Source organism: Desulfosarcina ovata subsp. ovata (assembly GCF_009689005.1).
GTDB classification, from domain to species: Bacteria; Desulfobacterota; Desulfobacteria; order Desulfobacterales; family Desulfosarcinaceae; genus Desulfosarcina; species Desulfosarcina ovata.
Genome location: NZ_AP021879.1, coordinates 7,068,315 through 7,090,511 on the forward strand (window position 1 = coordinate 7,068,315; position 22,197 = coordinate 7,090,511).

Genomic DNA, 22,197 nt, shown 5'->3' on the forward strand with positions numbered 1-22,197 from the left:
ATTTCCCGACCTTTCTTCCTTTTTCATTATATATGGACAACCAAAAACTATGCAAATCGAAAACCAGCTTGCCTGGTGGGAAGGTGTCACATTTCTGATCGATTTTTTGGGCCGGATGACGCCGCCGGGCGGCTGCCTGGGTCGCATTACCACCGGCGCCGATGACCGGCTGGTATCACATCTGCACCATTCCGCTTTCGTCGAGGATTTTTTCAGCGTGTAAGAAGGACTGACAGCATTGCCGGCCAACCCATCATTGGGGATAAGTTCGTTGGGGCTTTCGAACGGTTGCGGAAACGGGTTGACAAGATCTGAACGTTGCCCATAGGATTAAAAATATCAAGATGTTGATCCTATTTCGGATTTTTTCCAGATCATCTGCTTGCTCACGCCGCTTCTTAAAATGACGAACAATTCGATCTAACCTGCCACCGGTCGAACGGTTCACAATTTGCTTGTCGAAGAATTAAAAGGGGGGACGCAGATGGCCGAACCACCGATTGCCGACAATTCGCTGCCAGAATCCGTTCGCCATGTCGACAACTGTCATGACGCTGACCGGGACCCGGAAAATCGGGAGCGTTTCCGGATGACCCGGCAAACCTGTGAGGATCTTTATCGCAAGTATGCCAGTCTGTTTGATTTTGCCCCGATCGGCTATATCGTCGTTGACCGTGAGGATATGATCCATGAACTCAACCTCTCAGCCGCGATCAGCCTGAATGCGCCCCGAGCCAAGCTGACCGGCCACTGTTTTACAGACTTTATTCATCAGGATGATCTTGCCGGTTTCGACCGCAAAAAAAAGAAGTGCCGCAAAAATCTGGAAACACCCAAGTTTGAACTGAAGATGAAAAGAACGGATGGTACTTTTTTCGATGCCCAACTGCAGATGCAGTCGATCTCCAGTCGCCGGACGGATGCATCCCGGTACAGCATCGCCCTTGTCGATATCAGCGAACATGTTCAGCTTTCATCCAGCTTTACCCTCCTGCAGGATTGTCTCGAGGTGGCCATCCAGGCCAAATCCATGCAGGCGCTGCTGGATGCTTTTGTTCAGGTCATCAAATCCTTTCTCAAGTGCGATGCCGTAGGCATTCGTATCCGTGATGATTTCGGAAATATCCCCTTCCAATCATACGATGGATTTTCCCAGGCATTCCTTCTTTCAGAGCGTCAGATGAATAGCAATCCCGACCAATGCCTTTGCATGGATGTGGTCAAGGGCAGATCCGTTCCTGACGGATCGTTTTGCACCACCAGGGGGTCCGTTTATTTCAACGCCGCTCCATCGGTTTCGGCCGCTTCAACGGACAAGCGGACCGCGCCCGTCAAAAACCGCTGCAACGCCAGCGGATATGAATCCCTTGCCTTGGTGCCGATTCGTATCGATACGGCCATTAGAGGAGTGATCCATGTGGTCGACCGCCGGCCAAACGTGTTTTCCCTGCGGGTAGTTGAAAACCTGGAAAATGTGGCCCAGCGCCTGGGGCTGGCGCTGCAGCGGTTTCAGCTGGAGCAGAAACTGTGTGAATCGGTGGATACCCTCAATGCCCTGTCCAGTCACCTGCTGTCGGTTCAGGAAGATGAGCAGCGGCGTATTGCCATGGAACTGCATGATGGTTGCGGCCAGGATTTAAACGTGTTGAAATTGCGCCTGAAATTCATTCGTGACCGCTGTCCGGCAGATCGGGGCGACCTGATTGGCGCCGTTGATGATCTGATGACCGATACTGGAAAAATTATCAATGATATTCGAATGATTGCGTATAACTTGAATCCGGCGACACTTGAGGCCCTGGGACTCACCGTGGCGATCCGGCAAACGATTACCGAATTTTCGGCTTACACCGCGATTCCGGTCGATACGGATATCGATCTGCTCGACCGGATCCGGGACCCGAAACATCAGATCTGCCTGTTTCGAATTTTTCAGGAAGCACTGCTTAACGTTTATAAACATGCCCGGGCCACACGGATATGGGTAACGGTCCGCAGTGACGAAAAACGCCTGCGCATCGAATTGCGGGATAATGGCACGGGTTTCGATGTGTCCAAACAATCCACGCGGACCGGTGATCCCAAAGGGATGGGGCTCTCCACGCTGGCCCTGCGCTGTCGCATGATTGCGGCCCGGTTGTCGATTAACAGCCGTCCGGGCAAGGGAACCCGACTGACCATTACCTTGCCCCTGCCGGATGAATAAGGAAAAAATGAGCGATTACACCATTATTATTGCCGATGACCATGTCATGATGCGCGAGGGTATCCAGTATATGATCAATGCCGTGGCGGGCCTGTGCGTCATCGGCCAGGCCGGAGATGGACTGGAATTGCTCCGCCTGCTCAAGAAAAAGAGGCCTGATATGGTGATTCTGGACATCTCCATGCCCGGTCTTCGCGGCATCGAGGCGGCGCAGGAGATTCGCGCGCTTTATCCAGACGTCAAAGTACTGATACTGAGCATGCATAAAAACGAGGCGTTCCTCTCCATGGCGCTGGCTGCCGGTGCCAGTGGATATCTTCTCAAGGAAGACTCGGGTGAGGAACTGGTCGAAGCCATTGAACGTATCCGCAAAGGGGAAACGTATCTTTCCAGGAAACTGAGCAGCGAGTTTCCTTCGGCCATCATCTCTATCTGCCGCGGCCAGCACAGCCCCGCCGCGGACCGGTTGACCCCGCGCGAACGCCAGGTGCTGCAGATGATTGCCGAGGGCCACACCGACCGCCAGATCAGCGAACGGCTTTTTATCAGTATCCGGACGGTTCACCGGCACCGGGCCAATATCCGAACCAAGCTCAACCTGAAACACACCGCCGATTTGGTTCGCTATGCCATTTCCCAGGGATATATCACCCGTTAGGCGCTTGGCAATCGGACCCGTGGGTAAAATTGCCTAAATCGCAACCGCTAATTGAGCAGTTTTGCCAATAGCTTCCACTCTGGTTGACGTGTAGGATAGGTGTGAAATGCTTCCTTGACGATGTCATGTTTCTATCCAGAAAACGGAAAGGGAGGCTAAGTATGTATCCTCAGGGCCTGACGGTACCGCTTGCGCTGCCTTCCGTAATGCTGCCCGCACCATTTGAGACCGCTTATTGGGCAGTTCCTGAATGTCGGCTGGCAGATAACGACCATCTACTGCAAACTGATTCCGACGACTGCCGAATCCTTATCGTGGACGACGACCCGGCCGTATTGGCCCGGGTGGCGAAAATGGCACACCGATTGGGATTTCATTCAACCATGGCCTTTGATGCGGTGGACGCACTCTACTATCTGACTCGGCAAAGTTACCGGGTGGTCATTGCCAACGATGAAATGCGGTCAATCGACGGCTATCAGTTGGCGCTGAGAATAAAACGCAAGTATTCCGGTACCGCTGTTATCATTATGACGCAATGCCACACCGGAGCCATTTCTGAGCCGGTGGCGCCTGGGGACATTATTGACGGTTGGCTCCTAAGGCCTTTCGATCTGAAGACCATGCGAAAGCAGATCGACCGAGTCGGCAGACAGCGTGTGATCCCTTAAAACAGTGCCTGAAACGGTTTTGCGTGCCTCTGTATCTTTTCAACCTGTAAAAAAGATGAACACCGATGATGGGCCCAATGGCCTGATCCGTATGGCAAAGAGACCGCAATCGTCGTGGGATAGCAAATCGCCGGCTTTGGTATAGCTCTTGCTGAAAGTTAAAAATCGGGGACTTGGCAAAGCCGTTCTCCCGGGAATGGAGAAGTAGATATGGCAAAAAACTTTCGGGTTTGCACCAAAGATAAAGGCAAAAAGAATCTGGCGTTGCGGTTATACGGGGATTTTGATGCGTCATCCGCCTGTGAACTGATTAACATTTTAAACACGGGGCTCAAAAAAAACAGAAAAGTTGCCATCGATACGAACGGGCTGAGAACAATCAGCCCATTCGGCCTGGATCTCTTTATCCCCCGGATGACGTCGTTGAACAGTGGCCAGGTTGATATTGAGATGACCGGCCGATTCAGTCACGCTTTTCAGGAAGAGTAACGCACTGAAATTTTCAACCAGAAAGGAGCGCTTCGTGTTGGATCAACACCACTGCGGTGCCATGCAACATTTCTCACCTGGCAGGCAAATGGAAGAGACAGCGCGGCAAAAAACGATTTCACGGACAGCTTTGCGCCAGCCCACGGATGCCATCGTCAGCTGCCGGCCTTACTCCAGCGGTGGTGATGGGCGGATGGCAGAAGGGGTGATGCGTAATTTTTCCAGTGACGGTGCCTATATCGAGACGGACAGGCCTTTCACGCCGGGGACGATTCTCATTGTGCGCATGATTCGCTACCCCACCATGACGGTGGACCCGGAAACGGATGAGCGTCCACGATTGATCTGTCTGGCCGAGGTTCGCTGGATACAGGAACGGATGGACGATGGGCGGCCGTGCTATGGTATGGGATTGCGCTATATTGACTGAAATGGCTCATCGCGGATTAGTGTGAAAACTAAATATGTGCTTTTAATTTTTTGTGTAAAATCAATGGGTAAAAATATCTATGACTTTGATCATGGGGAAAAATCACACTAATCCGCGATGAGCCACTGAAATTTGCTGTCCGGCAACCCAACCCACACGATGACGCAGGGGAGGCACAGTCATGGAAGAAAAACAGTCGATCAATGGTAAGTCGCCACATGCAACGCCCCGGATCCTGATTGTCACCCCGGAGGTCACCTTTGCCCCCTCCGGAATGGGGCCGGACTCCCTTTCCATCTGTGCCCGTGCCGGCGGATTGGGGGATATCTGCGCCGCCCAGATCCATGCCCTTTTCGAACGCGGTGTCGATGTCCACCTGGCCATGCCCAACTATCGCAATGTGTTTAAAAACAGCACCCATCCCACCCCGGCGCTGGATATCCCCCAGCGACCGCGGAAGCTGCCTGAAAACCGCATTCACCTGGCCCAGGACCGCTCCTTCTATTACCATTCCAGGCTATTTATGGATACCAGTTGGGAGACGATTCGAATTTCCCTGGCATTCCAGCGCGAGGTGATCAACCGGATCATCCCGGAGGTCCAGCCCGACCTGATCCACTGCTATGACTGGATGACGGGCCTGATTCCGGCCATGGCCAAATGTGTCGGCATTCCCTGCCTGTTCTCATTTTACCGGCTTGATGCGCCTCATCTCCTGCTCCATACCATCGAGGAACAAGGCATTGATGCGGCGCTTTTCTGGCAGAATTGCTTTTTTGGTCGCATGCCCGGCAGTTACGAGGAGACGCGGCACTCCAATCCAGTGGACCTGCTTGCCACCGGCGTGTTTGCCGCCCAATGGGTGGGGGCGTTGAGCCCGACCTATTTGACCAGCCTGACCCAAAGCCAGTCGGATCTGGCACCACCGGTACTCAAGGGAGAACTGCAAAGAAAGATGCAGGACGGCAGGGTTCGTGCGGTGTTGCCGGCCCCCGACCCTTCCTTCAACCCGGCCACAGACCGGGCGTTGCTGCGGCCCTACAGCCCGGAAACTCATTTTTCCGGTAAGCTATTCAATAAACTGCAGCTACAGGAAACCCTGGGACTTTGCATGGATTCCACAGTACCGATATGTTTCTGGCCCACCCGGCTGGACAGCTCGCGGCGCGGTTGCCGCCTGATGCTCAATTGCCTGGAGGAGATCCTGCAGCGCTATCGCCATCTGCAAATCGTTTTTGTTGCCGATGGCGATGGGCAGTCAGAACTGGCCAATCGGATCGCGTCCCTGGGGGCCGCCGACCGTGTGGCGGTATGCGACTTTGATGCCCGGCGATACCGTTTGGCCTATGGTGGTTCCGATTTCGTGTTGATGCCCCTTTACCTGGATCCCTGCGCACTCCCCTGTCGGATCGGCCAGCGTTACGGGGCGCTGCCCATCGCCTTTGATGCCGGTGCAATCCACGACTGCACCGCCCATCTGAACTGGGAGACCGGTCACGGCAACGGATTTCTTTTCCGCTATTTCGATGCCACCGGTTTCTTCTGGGCCATCGATCAAGCCATGGCCTTTTATCGTCAGCCCAAGGACCTGCGGTCCCGTGAGGTGCAGCGCATCATGCGTGACAGCCTGGAGCAGGCGAATTCAGATGTAACCATTGAACATGTCATTGAACTCTATTCCCGGGCCATGGACGGGGCACCGGTGCGGTTTGGCCACAGCGATAGCGACCACTCTCTGATTGCGGCGTAGTTTTTGGGCAGGAATGTCCCTTCTATTACCTGGCCAGGCCTAACTCGCATTTTGATCCCTGACGGAACCGTCGGTTCCGGTCGCCATTGGTCCGCCCAAAACTAAAGATTGCCAACAAGCGATGGTTGCGCATATACAGACGTCCAAAATATCAACCGTTGGCATGCGCGTTTGCGGGAAGGACCATCGCTTTAATTATGGCCGTAAAAAAATACTATGCCGTTGCCGTTGGCCGGCAACCGGGAATATACACCCAGTGGTTCGGGAAAACCGGTGCCCTTGCCCAAGTGGAAGGGGTCAAAGGGGCCCGTTACAAAGGATTTGCCACCATTGAGGAGGCTCGCGAATTTATTCGTCAGCATCCTGAAACAAAAAGTCGAGTAGGGGGAAAGCAGGCGCCTCGAAATGGTGCAAACAAAGTTGCCCAACCGCCGGTTGATCTGGAAAAGCGGACGATTATTTACACCGACGGTTCCAGTCTCGGGAATCCCGGCCCGGGGGGCTACGGGGTGGTGATTCCATCGGATGGGGGCGACCGCGAACTGTCCGGCGGGTTCAGCCTGACCACCAACAACCGGATGGAACTCCTGGCCTGCATCAAGGGCCTGGAAACGCTGTCCGCACCATCCTCCGTGGCCCTTTTCAGCGATTCACGCTATGTGGTGGATGGCATCACCAAGGGGTGGGCCCGGAAATGGCAGCGCAATGGCTGGCGCAAAAGTAACGGTGATGCGGCACTGAACATCGATTTATGGGAACGGCTGCTGGTACTTTGCAAGCGGCATGACGTCCGTTTCGTCTGGGTCAGAGGGCACGCGGGCAACCCCGGCAACGAGCGTTGTGATCAGCTGGCCACCCAGGCCGCCGCCCAGAAAGACCTGCCTGTGGATTCGGGCTATGGCGCCGGGTGACGCGCTCCCTGAAAAACCATCAAGACACCGTTGATGCTTTTTCTTGAGCGATTCCATCGGGTTGGTTAAAGTCTTCCCCAAAAGCGTCGATACCTGCTTTAAGGATCGGTGATCGACGACAAGGGGAAGGTATCGTTTTATGGTTCACGACAACGCATCACAACTGGCCGAACCGAACGCCGGCCATTCAGACACGAAAAAAGAGCCGCGGGTTTTTCTCAATGAGCGGCAGGAGGGCACATTTATCTGCCCGGCCTGCAATAAGGGGGTCATCCGGGATCTGAGCCGGTTCAGCGGCATCGAGTCAGCCGTGCGGCTTAAGTGCAAGTGCAGTTGCGGTCATGTTTATCGCGTGCTGGTGGAACGGCGAGCCCATTTTCGCAAGTCGGTCAACCTGCTTGGCCGTTACTTCTATAAAAGGGGGGACGGCGTGCACAAACGCGGGCTGATCAGAGTTCGGGACATCTCTCAGTCCGGTCTCCTGTTTGCGGTGAACAGCGAACCGGAATTTAAAACCGGCGATACACTGACCGTTGAGTTCACTCTGGACGATCGCGACCGGTCCGAGATTCGCGAAGAGGGGATTGTCAAGCGGATCCAGGCCAATATGGTGGGCATTGCCTTCCAGACTACCGATCACTATGGCAAATTGGGCCATTACTTGTTTCGCTGATCGTCTGTATCCTTCCGGTAAAAATCGGCCATTTTCGCGGCATGGCGACCGATCAACCGGCGTAGCGCTTGCGGTTCCAGCACCTGGGCGCCGGATCCCCAGCGCAAGACCCAGTGGCTGATCTCTTCGATACCGGCAACCGTGGCGGTAAAAATCAGTGCCCCATCACGTTCCTCAGAGAATTGCTGGCTGGGATGCCAGATGCGCTCGCGGACGTAACCGGCCACCGATGGAAGAAAACGGATTTTCACGGTGACCGGAGGTCCCTGGTAGATTCCGAAACTGTCCTGCAAAAATGCCTTGAGATCGAATGCTTCCGGCATCTGAAACGGCTTGTCGGTGACGTCCACCGATTGAATGCGGTCCACGGCAAATGTCCGTATCCCGCTTCTCAGCGTGCACCAGCCAATCAGGTAAAGGGTATCCTCCACATGGCGGAGTTGAAAGGGGTGAACGGTACGCCGGCTCTGTTTTTGCCTTCCCATGGAGAAGTAGACGATACCGATTTGTTTTTCCTCGATGATTGCCCGGTTGAGTTCGGCAATGATCGCGGCAAAGCGGGTGTAGTCCTTTCTGGGTGCCGGCCCGGCATTAACCCGGTGTTGGATGCGATCCAGGTAGTCTCGATAGGCGGACGGCAGCGTTGCGTTGATTTTGGATAACAACGACTCGATGGCATCGAAGAAAATGGTGCCCCGGTAAGTCTTGAGCATCTCCTTGCCAAAGTACAGCGCCATGCGTTCGGGGATGCTGAATGCCATCGGTGGCTCCTGGCGGCCGGGATTCAGCATCTGCCAGTAGCTGTGGTTGTCACGGGTTTCGGTGGTGATGGGAAACCCCCCGGCCTGCAGCGCCTCCAGATCCCGATAAACGGTCCGCGGGGTGCATTCCAGACTTTCAGCCAACTGGGCGGCGGTTTTTCCTGCGTTGGATTTACTCAAAAGATGAATAATTTTCCACTGCCGACTGAGCTGATCCCCTCTGGCCATGGCGTATCGCTTCTTTCTATCGGTCAAACGTTGATCCGCGAACCACCAGCACGGGGCAAGGGGCCTGCTGAAGGACACGGTGCGCCACGCTCCCAAGAAACAATCCCTTCAGGTCTGATCGTCCCCGTGAGCCCATGATGACCATTTCGCACTTCTCAATGCGCGCAATTTCGCAGATTTTTTCTCCTGGCTGGCCTTCGATGACAAGGTCGTCAAAGGTGGCTCCCTTTTCCTTCAGCATCGTCCGGAAAGGCTCCAGCAGGGTATTGGCCCGGTCCATGATCTGGTTGATGGCGTTTTGAAAGTAGGGCTCTCCCAGTCTTACCGGAAAGGGGCGGTGGCAGTAAACCAGTCGTAGGTGGGCATCCATTTGCCGGGCGATTTTAATGGCATACTCGGCGGCCCGCATGGCGTGCTCGGATCCGTCAACCGGTAGCAGGATAATGGGTTTCGACATGGTATCCCTCCTTTGTAAATCAGCCTGGGACCATCGATCCGCCATGGATCGATCGGGCCAACATTTTCCCTTAAAAGATGAGTCCGGTAGGGTCAGGGTTGAGACAGGTAAATAAAAATGAACTGTTCGTCATTGATATCGACGGTCATGTCACAGTTACAGGATTCCGCATAATTGAGCCAGCCCGGTTTGCCCGTGGCACTGCACTCAAGCTTGGGATGGGATTCGCCGGTGGTGGCATCATACCAGCAGACCAATCGGGACGCTGGACAAAGCGATTTCGCCTTTTCTTCGGCCAATGTCTGCGCTTGCGGAAAATCCAGATCCGATGGGTCTGTTCTTATTTTGAGCGGATTGATCAACTGGTACTTCAGCGGCGCTTTTGCCATTAAAGGCCTCCTTTGAATGGAACAAGGGGTTACGTGCGTCACTGCTCTAATATGGTCGCATAAAAAAATCAATACCGCTATAATCGATAAAAAAGGGCCGTGAAGATGGCCCACAGCAAAGTTCCCCCTGTGGCGGCCATACAGACGCCTGCCAGTAGACGATGGGAAAAGGCTACGGGTTGGCGTTCGTTATATCCCATGGCAAAGCTCAGTAGAATGCCGGTGGCCATGCCGCCTCCGTGGGCCCAGTTGTTGATCCCGGGAACGATAACACCGAACAGTGCGATTCCCAAAGCCCACCCGCCCACCTGACGGTAGATGGCCTGGCCATAGTTTCCCCCGCGGCGCTTGCCATAGTAGATCGCTGACCCGATGAGCCCGCAGACAGCGGCAGAGGCACCAATGGTGCTGCCCACGCCGGCCAGATAGGAGAGCAGAAAACCACCTACGCCGCTCAGGGTGTAGATGACAAACATGCGATGGGTTCCATATTCGTGAATGATCAGTGGTGAAATCTGGCGCAGAGCCAGCATGTTGAATACGATATGAAGAATCCCGCCGTGCAGGTAGGAGGCGGAGATCAAGCTCCACCAGTGATGCAGGCGATCGATGGGGATGGTGCCGGTCGCCCCCAGGAGCAACAGTCCCCGGCTGTCCGGTGACAGAAAAAACATCGGGTTGGCGGATAACCGCAGGCCGCCACGGGTCATGATGAGGCTGATCAGGTACATGAGCACATTGGCGGTGATAATGGTCTGGATCAGTCGTTTTTCACTGTTCAGTCCCCGGGTCAGGATGGCGTGCTTCCAACGGGCACCCGGGGTTGGCAGGCCGCAGTAAGGGCACTGCGGCTCATCGGCACTCACCAGCCTGCGGCAGTTGGGGCAGAGCAGGGCCCGCTTCCGGGAAACGTTCCCGTTTGACGGTTCTTTGGTTACCATTTCCATGGCACCGGGTTGTCGTCAATGCAAGCCGTGACCGGGCGGCTGATTCGATCCAGTTCGGCCAGTTCGGACTCGCTCAGGGTGACGGTGGCCGCCTTGGCGTTGGATGTGGACTGCTCGGCGTTGCGTGCACCGGCGATGGCACAGACTCCCGGTTTGGCGATAACCCAGGCCAGGGCCAGCTGGCCCAGGGTGATGCCTTTCTTCTCAGCGATCGGACGCAGGGCGGCCAGCGCTGTCTGTACTTTGGGATAGACATCGGGCTGAAACAGGCGGTTGTTGCTGCGATGGTCGCCCTTTTCAAACCGATGTTCAGGGCCGAACTTGCCGGTGAGCAGGCCCTGGGCCATGGGGGAGTAGGCCATAACGGTTACCTGGTTTGCCTGACACCACGCCAGCGTGTCATTTTCCACATGGCGCCAAAACAGGGAGTAGGGGGGTTGCAGGCTTTCGACGGCCCCAATCCGGCTGATGGCCTTGAGCTGATCGAGTGAGAAGTTCGATACACCAATGGCACGGATTTTCCCCTCTAACTTCAATTCGTTCAGCGCATCCATGGTTTCTTCCATGGGCACGGGTTTGGCACCGAAACTGCCTGGAGGCCAGTGGATTTGGTACAGATCCAAGTAGTCGGTTCCCAGGTTTTTCAAAGAACGGTTGCAGGCCTGGATGACCTGATCACGTTTGAGATGGTTGGAAAACACTTTTGACAGCAAGTGTACCTTGTCCCGGTTGCTGCCAATGGCTTTGCCGAGCACTTTTTCCGAGTGGCCGTTCCCGTAAACCTCGGCCGTATCAAAGGTGGTGATGCCGGCGTCCATGGCGGCCCGGATCGCCTTTTCGCTCTGCGCATCGCTAATTCCCGCCCACATGGCTTTTCCGGTTTGCCAGGTGCCCATGATGATGGTCGACAGATGGATGTCCGTTTTGCCCAAAATGGTGGTCTGCATCGTTTCTTCCTATTCCTGTGTAGGGTTTTCGTCCGCCGGCGAGTTGCTGCGGTATTGATCCAGATGCCCGCATGGGTGTCCGCGAATGCCTTCCGAACGGTTGTGTCAGCTTGACCAAAATGATTTTGGTCTCTACAGTAGTGCGTATTTTTTTGATTGGCAACTCATGACTCCAAGTTTGTTATCAAACCGTTTGATTTTCCCCGTAAGGGGGATCCATGCGCCGGCGACAAAAGGATCCGCTGCGTGAAGGAACGACATCAAATTGCCGTCCGGACGCTGGTGGACTATGTTCTGCGTTCGGGTGATCTGGATATGCGGTTCACCTCGCCGGGACGCCCCCTCGAGGGAATTCGCATTCACCAGCGGATCCAGAGGCAGCGGCCCGAAGGGTACCGGGCCGAGGTCAGCGTCTCCACCGAGGTGGAGACACCGGGACTGATTTTGGTGGTGAGCGGGCGCATTGACGGCGTACTGGAAACGGCGGAGGCGACGATTGTCGAGGAGATCAAGTCCACCTCCCGGGAGCTTGGTGTTGTTGGACAATGCCCTGATCCATGCCATTGGGGTCAGGCCAAGGTCTACGCCTGTCTTTTGGCCAGAGAGAAGGATTTGCCGTCGGTGACGGTCCAGCTGACCTATTGCCAACTGGATAGCGGAGAGATTTTGGAACAGACCGAAACCTGCGGTCGTGAAGAACTGGAGACGTTTTTCGAGGATCTCATCCAGAGATACCTGAAGTGGGCCAAGACCCTGTCAGACTGGCGGCAGTTGCGTGATGCGACCATCGGCCGACTGGATTTTCCTTTTGCTGCCTACCGCTGCGGCCAGCGCAGCATGGCCATTACGGTTTACCGGACCATCCGCGATGGCGGGCAGGCACTTATTCAAGCGGCCACCGGTATCGGCAAGACCCTGGCTGCGCTGTTCCCGGCAGTCAAGACGATCGGGGAGGGCCATACGGACCGGATCTTTTTTTTAACCGCCCGAAATACCGGCAAGGCATCGGCCACAAAGGCCCTTGATCTGCTCCAGACGGTGGGGCTCCGATTGAAACGGGTCTGCCTGACCGCCAAGGATCATATCTGTTTTAATCCCGAGGCGGCCTGTGATGCGCAGCTCTGTCCATACGCCAAAGGGCATTTTGACCGTCTGACAGAGTCCCTTGAAGCGGCCTTTGCTTGCGACAACCTGGATCGGGAGACCATTGAAACCATTGCCCGTGCCCACCGGGTCTGTCCATTTGAATTTTCCCTGGAACTGTCACGCTGGGCTGACTGCATCGTCTGCGATTACAACTACGCGTTCGATCCCCGTGTGTACCTGAGGCGATTTTTTGACGAAGAGAACGGTTCCTATGTCTTTCTGGTGGATGAGGCGCATAACCTGGTGGACCGTTCCCGTGAGATGTTCTCGGTCCATCTGGATAAAAATGCGTTTCTCGAACTGCGCCGCGCCGTCAAATCCCATCTGCCCCCAGTTTACCGGGCTGCCGGGAAAATCAACACCTGGATGGTTAAGGCCCGGGAACAGACCCGGGAGGCTGGCGGATTCCAATCCGCTGCCAGCTTGCCGGACGGGCTCGATTTTTTGTTGCACGGATTTTTGCGGGCGGCCGAAAAGTGGCTGGCAAAAAATCAAGCGGCCCCATTTCGAGAGATAGTGCTGGAGTGTTATTTCAGGGTGAACGGATTCCTGCGGGTGTGGGATCAGTTTGACGACAATTATCGGACCTGCTACCAGCAAACCGGCTCTCAGCTGACGCTAAAGCTTTTTTGTCTGGACCCGTCGCGACACCTGGCCGTGGCGTTTAAACGCTGCCGGGCCGCTGTTTTTTTTTCCGCCACAATGACCCCGGCCGATTATTTTCAGCAGATCCTGGGATGTACGCCCTCGGCCACCCGTTTGGCGATTCCTTCGCCCTTTCCACGGAAAAACCTGAGCGTTTTCATCGCCCGTGGAATCGATACGACCTATGCCCGGCGGGCGGAGAGTGCCCAGCGGGTGGCGGACCTGATCCATTCTTTTGCCGATTCCAGAACCGGAAACTACCTCTGCTTTTTTCCTTCCTACGCGTACATGGCCATGGTGGTCGAACGGTTTTCAACATCAGTGAAGGATGTGGTGATCCTGGTTCAGGAACGCCAGATGGACGACGCTGACAGGGCCCGCTTTCTGGATCAATTTTCGGCCCGGAACCAACAGCTGCTGGTTGGATTTGCCGTCATGGGAGGGATTTTCGGAGAAGGGATCGATCTGGTTGGCGAGCGCCTTTGCGGCGCCGTGGTCGTGGGGGTCGGCTTACCGTCGATTTGTCCCGAACGGGACCTGATCCGCGATTATTTCGATAGGTGGGGACGGGGGTTTGATTTTGCGTATCGATATCCGGGAATCAACCGGGTCCTCCAGGCAGGAGGACGGGTCATTCGTACGGATCAGGATCGCGGTGCACTGCTTCTGGTGGATCAGCGATTTTGTACCTATGCCTACCGCCGGCTTTTGCCGGAGCATTGGCCCGCGGCGGCCATCGATACCCAGGCACAGCTGACACGACATCTCAAACAATTCTGGACAACCGATGCCTGAGTCGTGCCGTTGATCATGAAACGCCTGCCATCCCGCATCGCCTAGGCGATGCCGATGATTGCCCGACCCTGTTTCTGTTTTCTTCAGGGGTCCGGTTTTTCCAGGCAATGGGCGCGCCAAGCACAGTCAAGGATTGCGCAGCTCGTGTTGCCCCTTTTGAAGCAGTCGTTGAGACCCGCCGTTCGCTGAAGGCTGCGAACCAGCGCAACGATGTCCACAGGCTCCGCAGGAGGAACGTTTTGCCGTTTGTCGTTGCCGCGCCTCTTGTCAGCCTTGCTGCATGAAGGACAGGGAGACTGGCCTTCCGGACGGAAAGATCGGTGTTCTTCCATGGTTATTGACTTTCTGGATTCCGGTCATGGGGTCAGGTCGATTTGAGACCAAAACGCTGCCCACAGATGACGGTACACAGCATTGCCACAGAAAAGAGCCACCAACCATTTCCCAACCGTAACAAATCCCATTCTTCAATGCTGACTGAACGGTCACCGCAAGTGGTCTGGCCACCGCAAAATACCGGAAAATGGATCGCCCATAAAAAGCATCAAGCCATTTAAACCGCAGGATAAGATCTAAAATGGACTCATTGCCGCCGGCGATGGGGATTTGATGTGGTATCGGCTCTCTTCGGTGCAATCAATTGCACTGTAACAGATGCTTTTGGCAGTCATCAGATGGAATTCCTGAACGTCGTGAAGAATTTTGCAGCTTTTCAGGCATTCGTCTTTCGGGTCGTTCCTTCTTTCGCAGTTTTTACACGGAGAAGATATCATCTTGTTCTCCTTTCCTGGCATCAGTAATGGTTAAAAGAACGTGCTACCCGTTAACGTTTTCAATCTGTCGAGAATCGGTCTGATTGCAAAAGCAGGCCGATATTCTGTTTTTTAGCTCATCGGCTGCCGTTTTGTATGTCTATATTATCGGTAGGGGCGAGAATGTCTATAGGTGCTCAGGCTCATTTTTTTGGGTTTTTTTACCACACCCGGGAGAAAATCCCGGGTGTGGTGAGAATTCTTCCGAACGGGAATGAAAAATAGCGTCAAAATGTGGTTTCGAAGGCAGGCCGGTACGATTCACTCTTTCCACAGGTCGATATCGATCAGCCCCAGTTTGGCTGCATAGCGGACCAGATCCATGGCGCTGTGCAGATCGAGTTTCTTCATGATGTTGGAACGATGGTTCTCAACGGTTTTGATGCTGATGCAAAGGCGCTCGGCGATGGCGGATTTGGAGAGTCCTTCAGCCAGCATGCGCATGATCTCCTGCTCCCGGGGGGTGAGTCGACCGTAGTCATTGTCGCTGACGCGGGCCTCACGCACCGGGGCCCGCATCAGCCGTTCGACCACCTCGTGCGAAATGGAGCTGTCCAGATAGTATTCCCCTTCGGTGACGGCACGCAGACCCTGGATTAACCGGCCGGCGGCAGACTCCTTGACCACATAGCCGGTAGCGCCGGCCTGGAAGGCTTCAACGATGTAGTCGATTTTGGAGTGCATGCTGATGATCATCACCCGGGTATCCGGGAGGGCTTCCCGGATTCGTCGCGTCAGTTGCATACCGCTTTCGTCGGGCAGAGAAACGTCCACCAGGGCGACATCCGGTTTGATTTTTTTTGCCATGACAAAACCGTTGCGGGCATCCCCTGCCTCGCCTTCAACAGAAAAATACCGGTCACCGGCGATGATGGATTTCAATCCCTCACGAAACAGCGGGTGGTCGTCAATGATGAGAATACTTTTCTTCGAAGCCACTGGTTTTCTCCTTCAGGGGGATTTCTATGAAGATGTAGGTCCCTTTGTTCGGTCGGGACTGGATATTGATTTTACCTTGCAACAGGTGAACCCGCTCGACCATGCTCTGCAGTCCCATTCGTTTTTCCTTGAGGGCCCGTTTTTTCCGGGCATCCACATCAAACCCCTTGCCGTTGTCCTTGATACGAAGCATGATATCCGGTGATGAGGCGACAAGACGGATTGTCGCCCGGTCGGCGGCGGCGTGGCGTTTGATGTTGTTCAACGCTTCCTGGATCAGCCGGTAAAGATTGATTTCCGTTTCGTATTCCAGGTTCAATTCCTCCATTCCGGCGGCTGCGAAATCGATTTCCAAGCTGTTGGCCTTGGAAAAATCCTCACAATAGCGATAGAGTGTCTTGACCAATCCCAACTGATCCAGACCGGGAGGACGCAGGTCATAGGCCATATCCCTGACCGATGCGATGCTGCGATGCAGGATGTTGGAGAGTAGAGACACCTTCTTCCGGGTTTCCTCGGAGTGGCCTTTGAACATTGTTTCCAGGCCGATTTTCAGGGTGGAGAGATCCTGGGCGATGTGGTCATGCAGGTCTCGTGATATTCTCAGACGCTCATTCTCCTGGGCTTTTATCAGTTGGTGAGTGAGAAACTGAACCTGACGCTGGGCCTGTTTTCGCTGGGTGACGTCCAGGCCCACACTAAGGATTTCAAACACCCGGCCATGTTTGTCCCGAACCGGCTTGTTGGTCCAGGCGATCCAGGCGCGTGAGCCATCTTTACGAATATTTTCGATCTCGTTGGCCGGATAGCGTTCCGGGTTTTTCAAAAAATCGACGATCATCAGCCGATAATCGATTCCTGTGGTCGATCGCCAGGGAATGATGCTGCCCAAAATATTCATGCCCAGAATTTCATGTTCGGCAAAACCGAAAAACTGACGCGCATACTCATTGAAAAATGTGATTCGGCCCAAAGGATCGAAACGCAGGATCATACTGTTGGTGTTCTGGACCAGTTCGCGGTATTTGGCTTCGCTACGGCGTAGCGCCGCTTCGGACTTTTTGCGTGCGGTGATATCCCGGGCGATGGTGTGGGCACAGGCATTATCGGCAAATACAATTTTGCGGCTGCTGAATTCCGCATGAATGGTCCGGCCATCTTTTCTGGCAATTCTGATTTCACCGGAGATAGATTGGCCAGCCCGGATCCGTTCGAAAAAATTGCTGTATCGTTCGGGTGCCATTGTCGCATAAAGATCGAATATTTTAAGCTTTTTTAGCTCGTTGAGCGAGTAGCCGGTCAATTGGGCGGCGCTTCGGTTGCAGATCAGGATCGAACCGTCGGAACCACTGATGAAAATGGCATCGCGGGAACCGTCAAAAATGATGCGATGCCGTTCCTGGCTTTCCCTCAGCGATTTTTCGATATTTTTGCGTTCTTCGATTTCATTGATCAGATGTTCGTTAATCAGGGTCAGGTCGCGGGTGCGCGACCGGACCATTTCTTCAAGGTTGCGGCGATGCCGCTCGAGTTCGGTTTCGGATTGTTTACGCTGATGGATATCGAGAATAATGCCAAATTTGGAAATCGTACCGTCCGAATGGAAAATCGGTGTGTCGATGACATGGTACCAGCGTTTGTCCTTGGGGCTGAGCACTTCCCAGTGAACGGTTTCGCCTTTCAGCACCCGGTCATTTCGGCACCAGGGGCAAACATGATCCAGATTGTGCATCACTTTGTAGCAGCGCTGTCCGGTGCCGTCAAAGCCTGTCCGCAAAGCCAGCCGGCTGTTCATGAATTGAATGCGGTAATTTTCATCGACCACGTACACGAACCCGTCAAAGGCCTTGATGATGGCTGACTGTTGAAGATATCCCTCCTTCAAGGGGTTTTTGGCGGCATCCAACGGATCGGTCGGTACTTCGAAAACAAAACGCAGGGTATCATCGGATGGATGAATTCCGATGGGCATGGTTAGGTGTTTGGGTCGGTCGTGTGTGGTCATCCGTCCAATTCCCATGGGATGCTGACGATACATATTGATATGATACACATTTCTGTCCCGAAAAGTATCTCAGAAGCTTCTATTAGAAAAGAAAAAACTTTGAAAACGGCGAAATATCCGTTAGAAAAGCGAGTTGTTGGTAATTCTATCGGTATGCCCCAGGAAACCGGATACCAGCTGACGCAGGCATTGACCCGGGTGACGCACCTCGGCGGTGAGGCGGCGGCCGTGTTGAATGCGAACGATCTTTTCGACGCCAGCCCCGGCTTGGGAGAACAGCATCATTGAAGGATGATTAGCGACATGAAAGACAGGATCGGTATCTATTATTACCCTTTTCCGGAAAACAAGCGGGTGCGCATGTACGTGCGCGAAAAAGCCGGAGAGGTTGAATTCCGAATGAAAAATGACGATGACCCCAGCATCTGGAACGATCATGGCTGGGTTCCCCACGCAGCCATCCAGCAGGCCCAGGTGCTGTACGAAAAACGGGGGCGTTTCGATCCCAACCGGGCGTACGATATCAAGATCGCCAGGGCACTGATTCAGGATGGGGGATAGCTTGATGGGGCGGCTTGTCCGATGGGTTATCCGGGCATCTGGAGATCTCAGACCAGCAGAATGCGGGATTTTACCCAAACATCAACAGCCCGGCGGGAAGGCTTAGGATCGAGAATTTTATTAATTAAACGAAATTGCTTGTTCTTGCGCCCGTCTTCCGCGTTGCATCAACGGCCACATACTCCCGGTATGCAACCCTTGATGGGCCTTGAAGACGAACACAAGCCCGGCGCAATTACGTTCAATTAATTTCATCCCCGATCCTTACCCGCCGGACCATTGATCCATGCCCCATCAAGCGGGAAACGCCTGGAGCACTTTTTTGACGGTGTTGCCATCGGCTGCCGAACCGAAATGCGCCATGATGGTCCCCATGGCCTGCATTTTGTTTTTATAATCTGAAAAATTGATATTTTCGGCGATCCACTGCTGGATCTCCGTTTCCGTGGCCATTTTGGGCAGGTAGGTGCCAAGAACCCGGATAAAGTCGGAGGTTTCCCCCTGATTGCTTTTGGACAGCATCTCTTTTTCCGACTTGATCAGTTTTTTCAGGATGTTGATAATTTCTTCATCCGTAAACTGTTTTTTATCCAGGCGGGCCATTTCTCCCATAACGACGCGCAGGGCATCTTTCGTTGCCTCATCCCGCGCCTTCATGGCCGTTTTCAGATCGTCTTTGAGTTTATCCTGAAGTGTCATCAAAATGATCCCTTCTATAAAAACGGGGTTGTATATATTCTGTTTCTCCCCAGGTAAACCGGGCCTCGTCGTCACCGTCATAATCGATATCGATTAAAATATAGCCGATGTCCGGGTAGCGTAGAAGAGAAAGCGTAATCAGTGATGGATCAAATGGAGGGCTGAATTCGACTTCCAGATGAAGTACCGCCCGGCGACGGGTACCGTGACAGACGATTCGTTCATGCGCGTCCAGCGGGTCGAGGGTTTCGGGTGCATAGACGCTTATTTGTAATGCGTCCGGATCCACGCTGACGGACTGGGCATCGATCGTGTAGGTGATTTGTGACAATTGCCTGTCCAACGTAGCGCGATCTTGGAAAACGAGCCCCATGGCATGATCCAGATCGTCAATCGACCACCAGTTCTCAGCGTTGAACACCGATTCCAACAGATCCGTGTTATCGTACCATGTACTCCCGATATCCCTGTCCAGGTCGAGTCCCCGGCTTTCGAGCGCTTCTCGCTGCTGCCGATTGACGCGCCCCAGGCAGAGTTCGATGAACGTCCCCTTCCATTGCAGGGACAATGTTTTGTTGGGCATAATTTTTTTCGTTCCTTACCAATGGGTTCTATCTGTTGGGGGCCACTTTCTCAGTGGGCTTCTGATTTGTCAAGCAAATTGCAGTATGGATTTAAGATCCTGCATTTATGCATTTTTCCCAATGTGTCAGCTTGCGAAGACGTTTGGGTACAGTTATATTCCAAACCATTAAAAAGTAGTTCTTATTTCTTTTTTGGGGAAAACACCGTTCCCCAAAAGCGGACAGCGGAGATGAAACAATGCGTTTATTGCTGGTTGAAGATGATGACAAAATTGCTTCTTTTGTCCAAAAGGGATTCAAGGCCGAAGGGTTCGCCGTGGACCATGCCAATGATGGCATGGCCGGGTTGGACCTGGCCTTGAGCGAGCCGTACGATGCGGCGGTGGTAGATGTCATGTTGCCCAAGCTCGACGGCCTCTCCCTGATTGGACGCATGCGTCGGGAAAAAGTGATGACGCCGGTAATCATTCTTAGCGCCAAAGGGGCCATTGATGACCGGGTCAAGGGGCTTCAAATCGGCGGGGATGACTATCTGAGCAAACCCTTTGCTTTTTCGGAACTGCTGGCCCGGGTTCAGGCCCTGATCCGGCGTGCCAGTGGAACCAAAGAGCCGACCCGTCTCTCCTATGGCGATCTGACGGTGGATATGCTGACGCGTGAAGTTCGCCGCGAGGGCAATAAAATCGATTTGCAGCCCCTGGAATATTCCCTGCTGGAGTACCTGATGCGCAACGCCGGCCGGGTGGTGTCCAAAACCATGATTATGGAACATGTCTGGGATTATCATTTCGATCCTCAGACCAACGTGGTGGAGGCACGGATCTGTCGGCTTCGCGACAAGGTGGACAAGGGCTTTGATGAGAAAATGATTCATACGGTTCGCGGAGTCGGTTATGTCCTTCGTCAGAACGATTAGACTGCCCCGAACATTATCCTTCCGCCTGACCCTTTGGTACGGGCTGATTTTTTCTCTTTCGGCCGGGGTTGCCTTTCTTTTTTTTTATGTGCTCATCTCTTACCATCTGAGACAGCGCATGGACAGCCAACTATCCGGGAAGATATCCGAGTTCGAGGCGATCTATAACCTTCAGGGCCTTGAGGATGTCAAGGCCGCCGCGTTGATCGAATCCCAGGCTGCAGGTGAAAAAAAGATTTTTTTTCGCCTGCTTTATGCCAGTGGCGTAGCCTTCTCTTCATCCAATATGTCCTACTGGCAGTCCATCGGCATCAACCGGTGGGCCGTACGACGACTGGTGGACGGAAAATCCGCGCGCGTCTATGAGACCCTGAATATCCCCAACCGACCGGACCGGGTGCGGATTGCCTATGGTATCATCGGCCGCGGGGTGGTGGTTCAACTGGGCTACTCCATGGAGAGCGATACGACCTTTATCGCCATTTTCAAGCGCATTTTTTTAATCACCATGGCCGTATTGATTTTTACGGCGGTGCTTGTGGGCTGGTTTATGGTCCGCCGCGCCATCTCCGGGGTGGAGGCCGTCACCCGTACCGCACGCAAAATTTCCGAAACCGATCTCGGTCAGCGGGTACCGGTCATGGCACGCCATGAGGAGATTGACCGACTGGCCGTAACCTTCAATCAGATGCTTGATCGTATCGAGAAACTGGTTGTTGGTATCCGTGAGATGGGTGACAATATTGCCCATGATCTGAAAAGTCCGGTGACACGGATTCGGGGGCTGGCTGAAATGAGTCTTTCCGGCGCATCCGATGCCACGGATGATCTGTCATTGGCGGCAAACACCATCGAGGAATGCGACCGGTTGCTGGATATGATCAATACCATGCTGATGATTTCCAAAACCGACGCCGGTGCCATGGAGATGCGTCCGTCGCCGGTAAATATTAGCGAGGTCGTTCAAGGTGCCGTAACGCTTTTTTTACCCCTGGCTGAAGACAAGGGCCTCTTCCTGACTTGTTCGGCCCCGGAATCGGTAATGGTGGCCGGCGATTTGCGCCTGCTGCAGCGAGCCATAGCCAATCTGGTGGACAATGCCATCAAATATACCCCGTCACCAGGGACGATCGAGATTTATGTGCCTCAAGACAAAAAAAATGTTGAAAAAATATACATTTTTGTAAAAGATAGCGGGGTCGGTATTGAGGCCGATGATCTGCCCAACATTTTTAACCGCTTTTTCAGATGCGATCAGAGCCGGACAACTGGCGGCAGCGGATTGGGATTAAGCCTGGTCAAAGCAGTTGCCCATGCCCATGGCGGCTGGATCGATGTTACCAGTGAGCCCGGAAAGGGAAGCTGTTTTACACTCTGCCTTCCCTGCTGGAAAAAACCTTGACAACCATCCACGGCCCATGGTGCTGTGAATGAAAATACTGCCAATATAGAGTTTAAGATAATGTTTTTGGCAAGGCCAGAGGGAGGAAGCTGTATAGGTCATACCGCGACGACCGATAACGCAGCCCAAAAACATTATCTTGAATGCTATAGCTTGCCTCGGATTGGGTCCTGTCC

At 53.9% G+C, this 22,197-nt stretch carries 23 protein-coding genes; 14 read left to right on the forward strand and 9 right to left on the reverse strand.

Features of this window, described 5'->3' with window-relative positions; all coding sequences use genetic code 11:
- Positions 1–49: 49 nt before the first annotated feature.
- From GN112_RS30940 to GN112_RS30980, 9 genes are all read left to right on the forward strand, one after another.
- The gene (locus GN112_RS30940; RefSeq protein ID WP_155313671.1) at positions 50–223 is read left to right on the forward strand and encodes a hypothetical protein; all 174 of its coding nucleotides are present in this window, start codon (positions 50–52) and stop codon (positions 221–223) included.
- 261 nt (positions 224–484) lie between these two features.
- Positions 485–2,206: an ATP-binding protein gene (locus GN112_RS30945; RefSeq protein WP_155313672.1), complete on the forward strand. Its 1,722-nt coding sequence runs from the start codon at positions 485–487 to the stop codon at positions 2,204–2,206.
- 7 nt (positions 2,207–2,213) lie between these two features.
- Positions 2,214–2,864, forward strand: a complete 651-nt coding sequence (locus GN112_RS30950) for a response regulator (RefSeq protein ID WP_155313673.1) — start codon at positions 2,214–2,216, stop codon at positions 2,862–2,864.
- A gap of 161 nt (positions 2,865–3,025) precedes the next feature.
- On the forward strand, positions 3,026–3,535 hold the full coding sequence (locus GN112_RS30955; protein WP_162459197.1) for a response regulator: 510 nt from the start codon (positions 3,026–3,028) through the stop codon (positions 3,533–3,535).
- Positions 3,536–3,745: 210 nt separating this feature from the next.
- Positions 3,746–4,024, forward strand: coding sequence for a hypothetical protein (locus GN112_RS30960; RefSeq protein WP_155313675.1), 279 nt, complete (start codon positions 3,746–3,748; stop codon positions 4,022–4,024).
- A gap of 34 nt (positions 4,025–4,058) precedes the next feature.
- Positions 4,059–4,454, forward strand: a complete 396-nt coding sequence (locus GN112_RS30965) for a PilZ domain-containing protein (protein ID WP_155313676.1) — start codon at positions 4,059–4,061, stop codon at positions 4,452–4,454.
- Between the two features lie 181 nt (positions 4,455–4,635).
- A complete protein-coding gene (locus GN112_RS30970; RefSeq protein ID WP_155313677.1) occupies positions 4,636–6,204 on the forward strand; it encodes a glycogen synthase in 1,569 nt (522 codons plus the stop codon).
- A 197-nt stretch (positions 6,205–6,401) separates the two neighbouring features.
- Complete coding sequence (gene rnhA, locus GN112_RS30975) at positions 6,402–7,115, forward strand: ribonuclease HI (protein ID WP_155313678.1); 714 nt, start codon at positions 6,402–6,404, stop codon at positions 7,113–7,115.
- Positions 7,116–7,254: 139 nt separating this feature from the next.
- Complete coding sequence (locus tag GN112_RS30980; RefSeq protein ID WP_155313679.1) at positions 7,255–7,788, forward strand: PilZ domain-containing protein; 534 nt, start codon at positions 7,255–7,257, stop codon at positions 7,786–7,788.
- On the opposite strand, the gene GN112_RS30985 is transcribed toward GN112_RS30980, so the two are convergent.
- The 5 genes from GN112_RS30985 to GN112_RS31005 form a co-directional block, all read right to left on the reverse strand.
- Positions 7,773–8,804 carry a helix-turn-helix transcriptional regulator gene (locus tag GN112_RS30985; protein WP_155313680.1) on the reverse strand — a complete coding sequence of 344 codons (1,032 nt, stop codon included), beginning with the start codon at positions 8,802–8,804 and terminating at the stop codon, positions 7,773–7,775. The genes GN112_RS30980 and GN112_RS30985 overlap by 16 nt on opposite strands.
- The gene (locus tag GN112_RS30990) at positions 8,794–9,234 is read right to left on the reverse strand and encodes a universal stress protein (protein WP_155313681.1); all 441 of its coding nucleotides are present in this window, start codon (positions 9,232–9,234) and stop codon (positions 8,794–8,796) included. Before GN112_RS30990 ends, GN112_RS30985 begins: the two co-directional genes overlap by 11 nt.
- Before the next feature lie 92 nt (positions 9,235–9,326).
- The gene (locus tag GN112_RS30995) at positions 9,327–9,623 is read right to left on the reverse strand and encodes an AF1514 family protein (RefSeq protein ID WP_155313682.1); all 297 of its coding nucleotides are present in this window, start codon (positions 9,621–9,623) and stop codon (positions 9,327–9,329) included.
- Positions 9,624–9,700: 77 nt separating this feature from the next.
- On the reverse strand, positions 9,701–10,564 hold the full coding sequence (locus tag GN112_RS31000; protein ID WP_155313683.1) for a rhomboid family intramembrane serine protease: 864 nt from the start codon (positions 10,562–10,564) through the stop codon (positions 9,701–9,703).
- Entirely contained in the window at positions 10,558–11,517 is a 960-nt protein-coding gene (locus GN112_RS31005; protein WP_155313684.1) for an aldo/keto reductase, read from the reverse strand. The genes GN112_RS31000 and GN112_RS31005 overlap by 7 nt, the downstream gene beginning before the upstream one ends.
- Before the next feature lie 246 nt (positions 11,518–11,763).
- On the opposite strand from GN112_RS31005, the gene GN112_RS31010 reads away from it, so the two are divergent.
- Positions 11,764–14,103 (forward strand): ATP-dependent DNA helicase, encoded by a 2,340-nt coding sequence (locus tag GN112_RS31010; protein ID WP_155313685.1) that lies wholly within the window; start codon positions 11,764–11,766, stop codon positions 14,101–14,103.
- 1,073 nt (positions 14,104–15,176) lie between these two features.
- On the opposite strand, the gene GN112_RS31015 is transcribed toward GN112_RS31010, so the two are convergent.
- Positions 15,177–15,854 (reverse strand): response regulator, encoded by a 678-nt coding sequence (locus tag GN112_RS31015; protein WP_155313686.1) that lies wholly within the window; start codon positions 15,852–15,854, stop codon positions 15,177–15,179.
- Positions 15,823–17,859 (reverse strand): sensor histidine kinase, encoded by a 2,037-nt coding sequence (locus GN112_RS31020; protein WP_162459198.1) that lies wholly within the window; start codon positions 17,857–17,859, stop codon positions 15,823–15,825. Before GN112_RS31020 ends, GN112_RS31015 begins: the two co-directional genes overlap by 32 nt.
- 39 nt (positions 17,860–17,898) lie before the next feature.
- On the opposite strand from GN112_RS31020, the gene GN112_RS31025 reads away from it, so the two are divergent.
- Both GN112_RS31025 and GN112_RS31030 read left to right on the forward strand, forming a co-directional pair.
- The gene (locus GN112_RS31025; RefSeq protein ID WP_155313688.1) at positions 17,899–18,147 is read left to right on the forward strand and encodes a hypothetical protein; all 249 of its coding nucleotides are present in this window, start codon (positions 17,899–17,901) and stop codon (positions 18,145–18,147) included.
- Positions 18,148–18,162: 15 nt separating this feature from the next.
- A complete protein-coding gene (locus tag GN112_RS31030) occupies positions 18,163–18,420 on the forward strand; it encodes a hypothetical protein (protein ID WP_155313689.1) in 258 nt (85 codons plus the stop codon).
- Between the two features lie 294 nt (positions 18,421–18,714).
- On the opposite strand, the gene GN112_RS31035 is transcribed toward GN112_RS31030, so the two are convergent.
- Both GN112_RS31035 and GN112_RS31040 read right to left on the reverse strand, forming a co-directional pair.
- On the reverse strand, positions 18,715–19,119 hold the full coding sequence (locus GN112_RS31035) for a GatB/YqeY domain-containing protein (RefSeq protein WP_162459199.1): 405 nt from the start codon (positions 19,117–19,119) through the stop codon (positions 18,715–18,717).
- Positions 19,103–19,702, reverse strand: coding sequence for a hypothetical protein (locus tag GN112_RS31040; protein WP_155313691.1), 600 nt, complete (start codon positions 19,700–19,702; stop codon positions 19,103–19,105). Before GN112_RS31040 ends, GN112_RS31035 begins: the two co-directional genes overlap by 17 nt.
- Before the next feature lie 239 nt (positions 19,703–19,941).
- On the opposite strand from GN112_RS31040, the gene GN112_RS31045 reads away from it, so the two are divergent.
- Together GN112_RS31045 and GN112_RS31050 are read left to right on the forward strand one after the other, a co-directional pair.
- Positions 19,942–20,619 carry a winged helix-turn-helix domain-containing protein gene (locus GN112_RS31045; RefSeq protein WP_155313692.1) on the forward strand — a complete coding sequence of 226 codons (678 nt, stop codon included), beginning with the start codon at positions 19,942–19,944 and terminating at the stop codon, positions 20,617–20,619.
- Positions 20,597–22,021, forward strand: a complete 1,425-nt coding sequence (locus tag GN112_RS31050) for a sensor histidine kinase (protein ID WP_155313693.1) — start codon at positions 20,597–20,599, stop codon at positions 22,019–22,021. The genes GN112_RS31045 and GN112_RS31050 overlap by 23 nt, the downstream gene beginning before the upstream one ends.
- Positions 22,022–22,197 lie beyond the last annotated feature (176 nt).

Excerpts from the sequence above, each read along its gene's own strand:
- GN112_RS30940 (WP_155313671.1), top strand. The coding sequence starts at position 50 with ATGCAAATCGAAAACCAGCTTGCCTGGTGGGAAGGTGTCACATTTCTG.
- GN112_RS30945 (WP_155313672.1), top strand. The coding sequence starts at position 485 with ATGGCCGAACCACCGATTGCCGACAATTCGCTGCCAGAATCCGTTCGC.
- GN112_RS30950 (WP_155313673.1), top strand. The coding sequence starts at position 2,214 with ATGAGCGATTACACCATTATTATTGCCGATGACCATGTCATGATGCGC.
- GN112_RS30955 (WP_162459197.1), top strand. The coding sequence starts at position 3,026 with ATGTATCCTCAGGGCCTGACGGTACCGCTTGCGCTGCCTTCCGTAATG.
- GN112_RS30960 (WP_155313675.1), top strand. The coding sequence starts at position 3,746 with ATGGCAAAAAACTTTCGGGTTTGCACCAAAGATAAAGGCAAAAAGAAT.
- GN112_RS30970 (WP_155313677.1), top strand. The coding sequence starts at position 4,636 with ATGGAAGAAAAACAGTCGATCAATGGTAAGTCGCCACATGCAACGCCC.
- rnhA (WP_155313678.1), top strand. The coding sequence starts at position 6,402 with ATGGCCGTAAAAAAATACTATGCCGTTGCCGTTGGCCGGCAACCGGGA.
- GN112_RS30980 (WP_155313679.1), top strand. The coding sequence starts at position 7,255 with ATGGTTCACGACAACGCATCACAACTGGCCGAACCGAACGCCGGCCAT.
- GN112_RS30990 (WP_155313681.1), bottom strand. The coding sequence starts at position 9,234 with ATGTCGAAACCCATTATCCTGCTACCGGTTGACGGATCCGAGCACGCC.
- GN112_RS30995 (WP_155313682.1), bottom strand. The coding sequence starts at position 9,623 with ATGGCAAAAGCGCCGCTGAAGTACCAGTTGATCAATCCGCTCAAAATA.
- GN112_RS31000 (WP_155313683.1), bottom strand. The coding sequence starts at position 10,564 with ATGGTAACCAAAGAACCGTCAAACGGGAACGTTTCCCGGAAGCGGGCC.
- GN112_RS31005 (WP_155313684.1), bottom strand. The coding sequence starts at position 11,517 with ATGCAGACCACCATTTTGGGCAAAACGGACATCCATCTGTCGACCATC.
- GN112_RS31020 (WP_162459198.1), bottom strand. The coding sequence starts at position 17,859 with ATGACCACACACGACCGACCCAAACACCTAACCATGCCCATCGGAATT.
- GN112_RS31025 (WP_155313688.1), top strand. The coding sequence starts at position 17,899 with ATGATACACATTTCTGTCCCGAAAAGTATCTCAGAAGCTTCTATTAGA.
- GN112_RS31030 (WP_155313689.1), top strand. The coding sequence starts at position 18,163 with ATGAAAGACAGGATCGGTATCTATTATTACCCTTTTCCGGAAAACAAG.
- GN112_RS31035 (WP_162459199.1), bottom strand. The coding sequence starts at position 19,119 with ATGACACTTCAGGATAAACTCAAAGACGATCTGAAAACGGCCATGAAG.
- GN112_RS31040 (WP_155313691.1), bottom strand. The coding sequence starts at position 19,702 with ATGCCCAACAAAACATTGTCCCTGCAATGGAAGGGGACGTTCATCGAA.
- GN112_RS31045 (WP_155313692.1), top strand. The coding sequence starts at position 19,942 with ATGCGTTTATTGCTGGTTGAAGATGATGACAAAATTGCTTCTTTTGTC.
- GN112_RS31050 (WP_155313693.1), top strand. The coding sequence starts at position 20,597 with ATGTCCTTCGTCAGAACGATTAGACTGCCCCGAACATTATCCTTCCGC.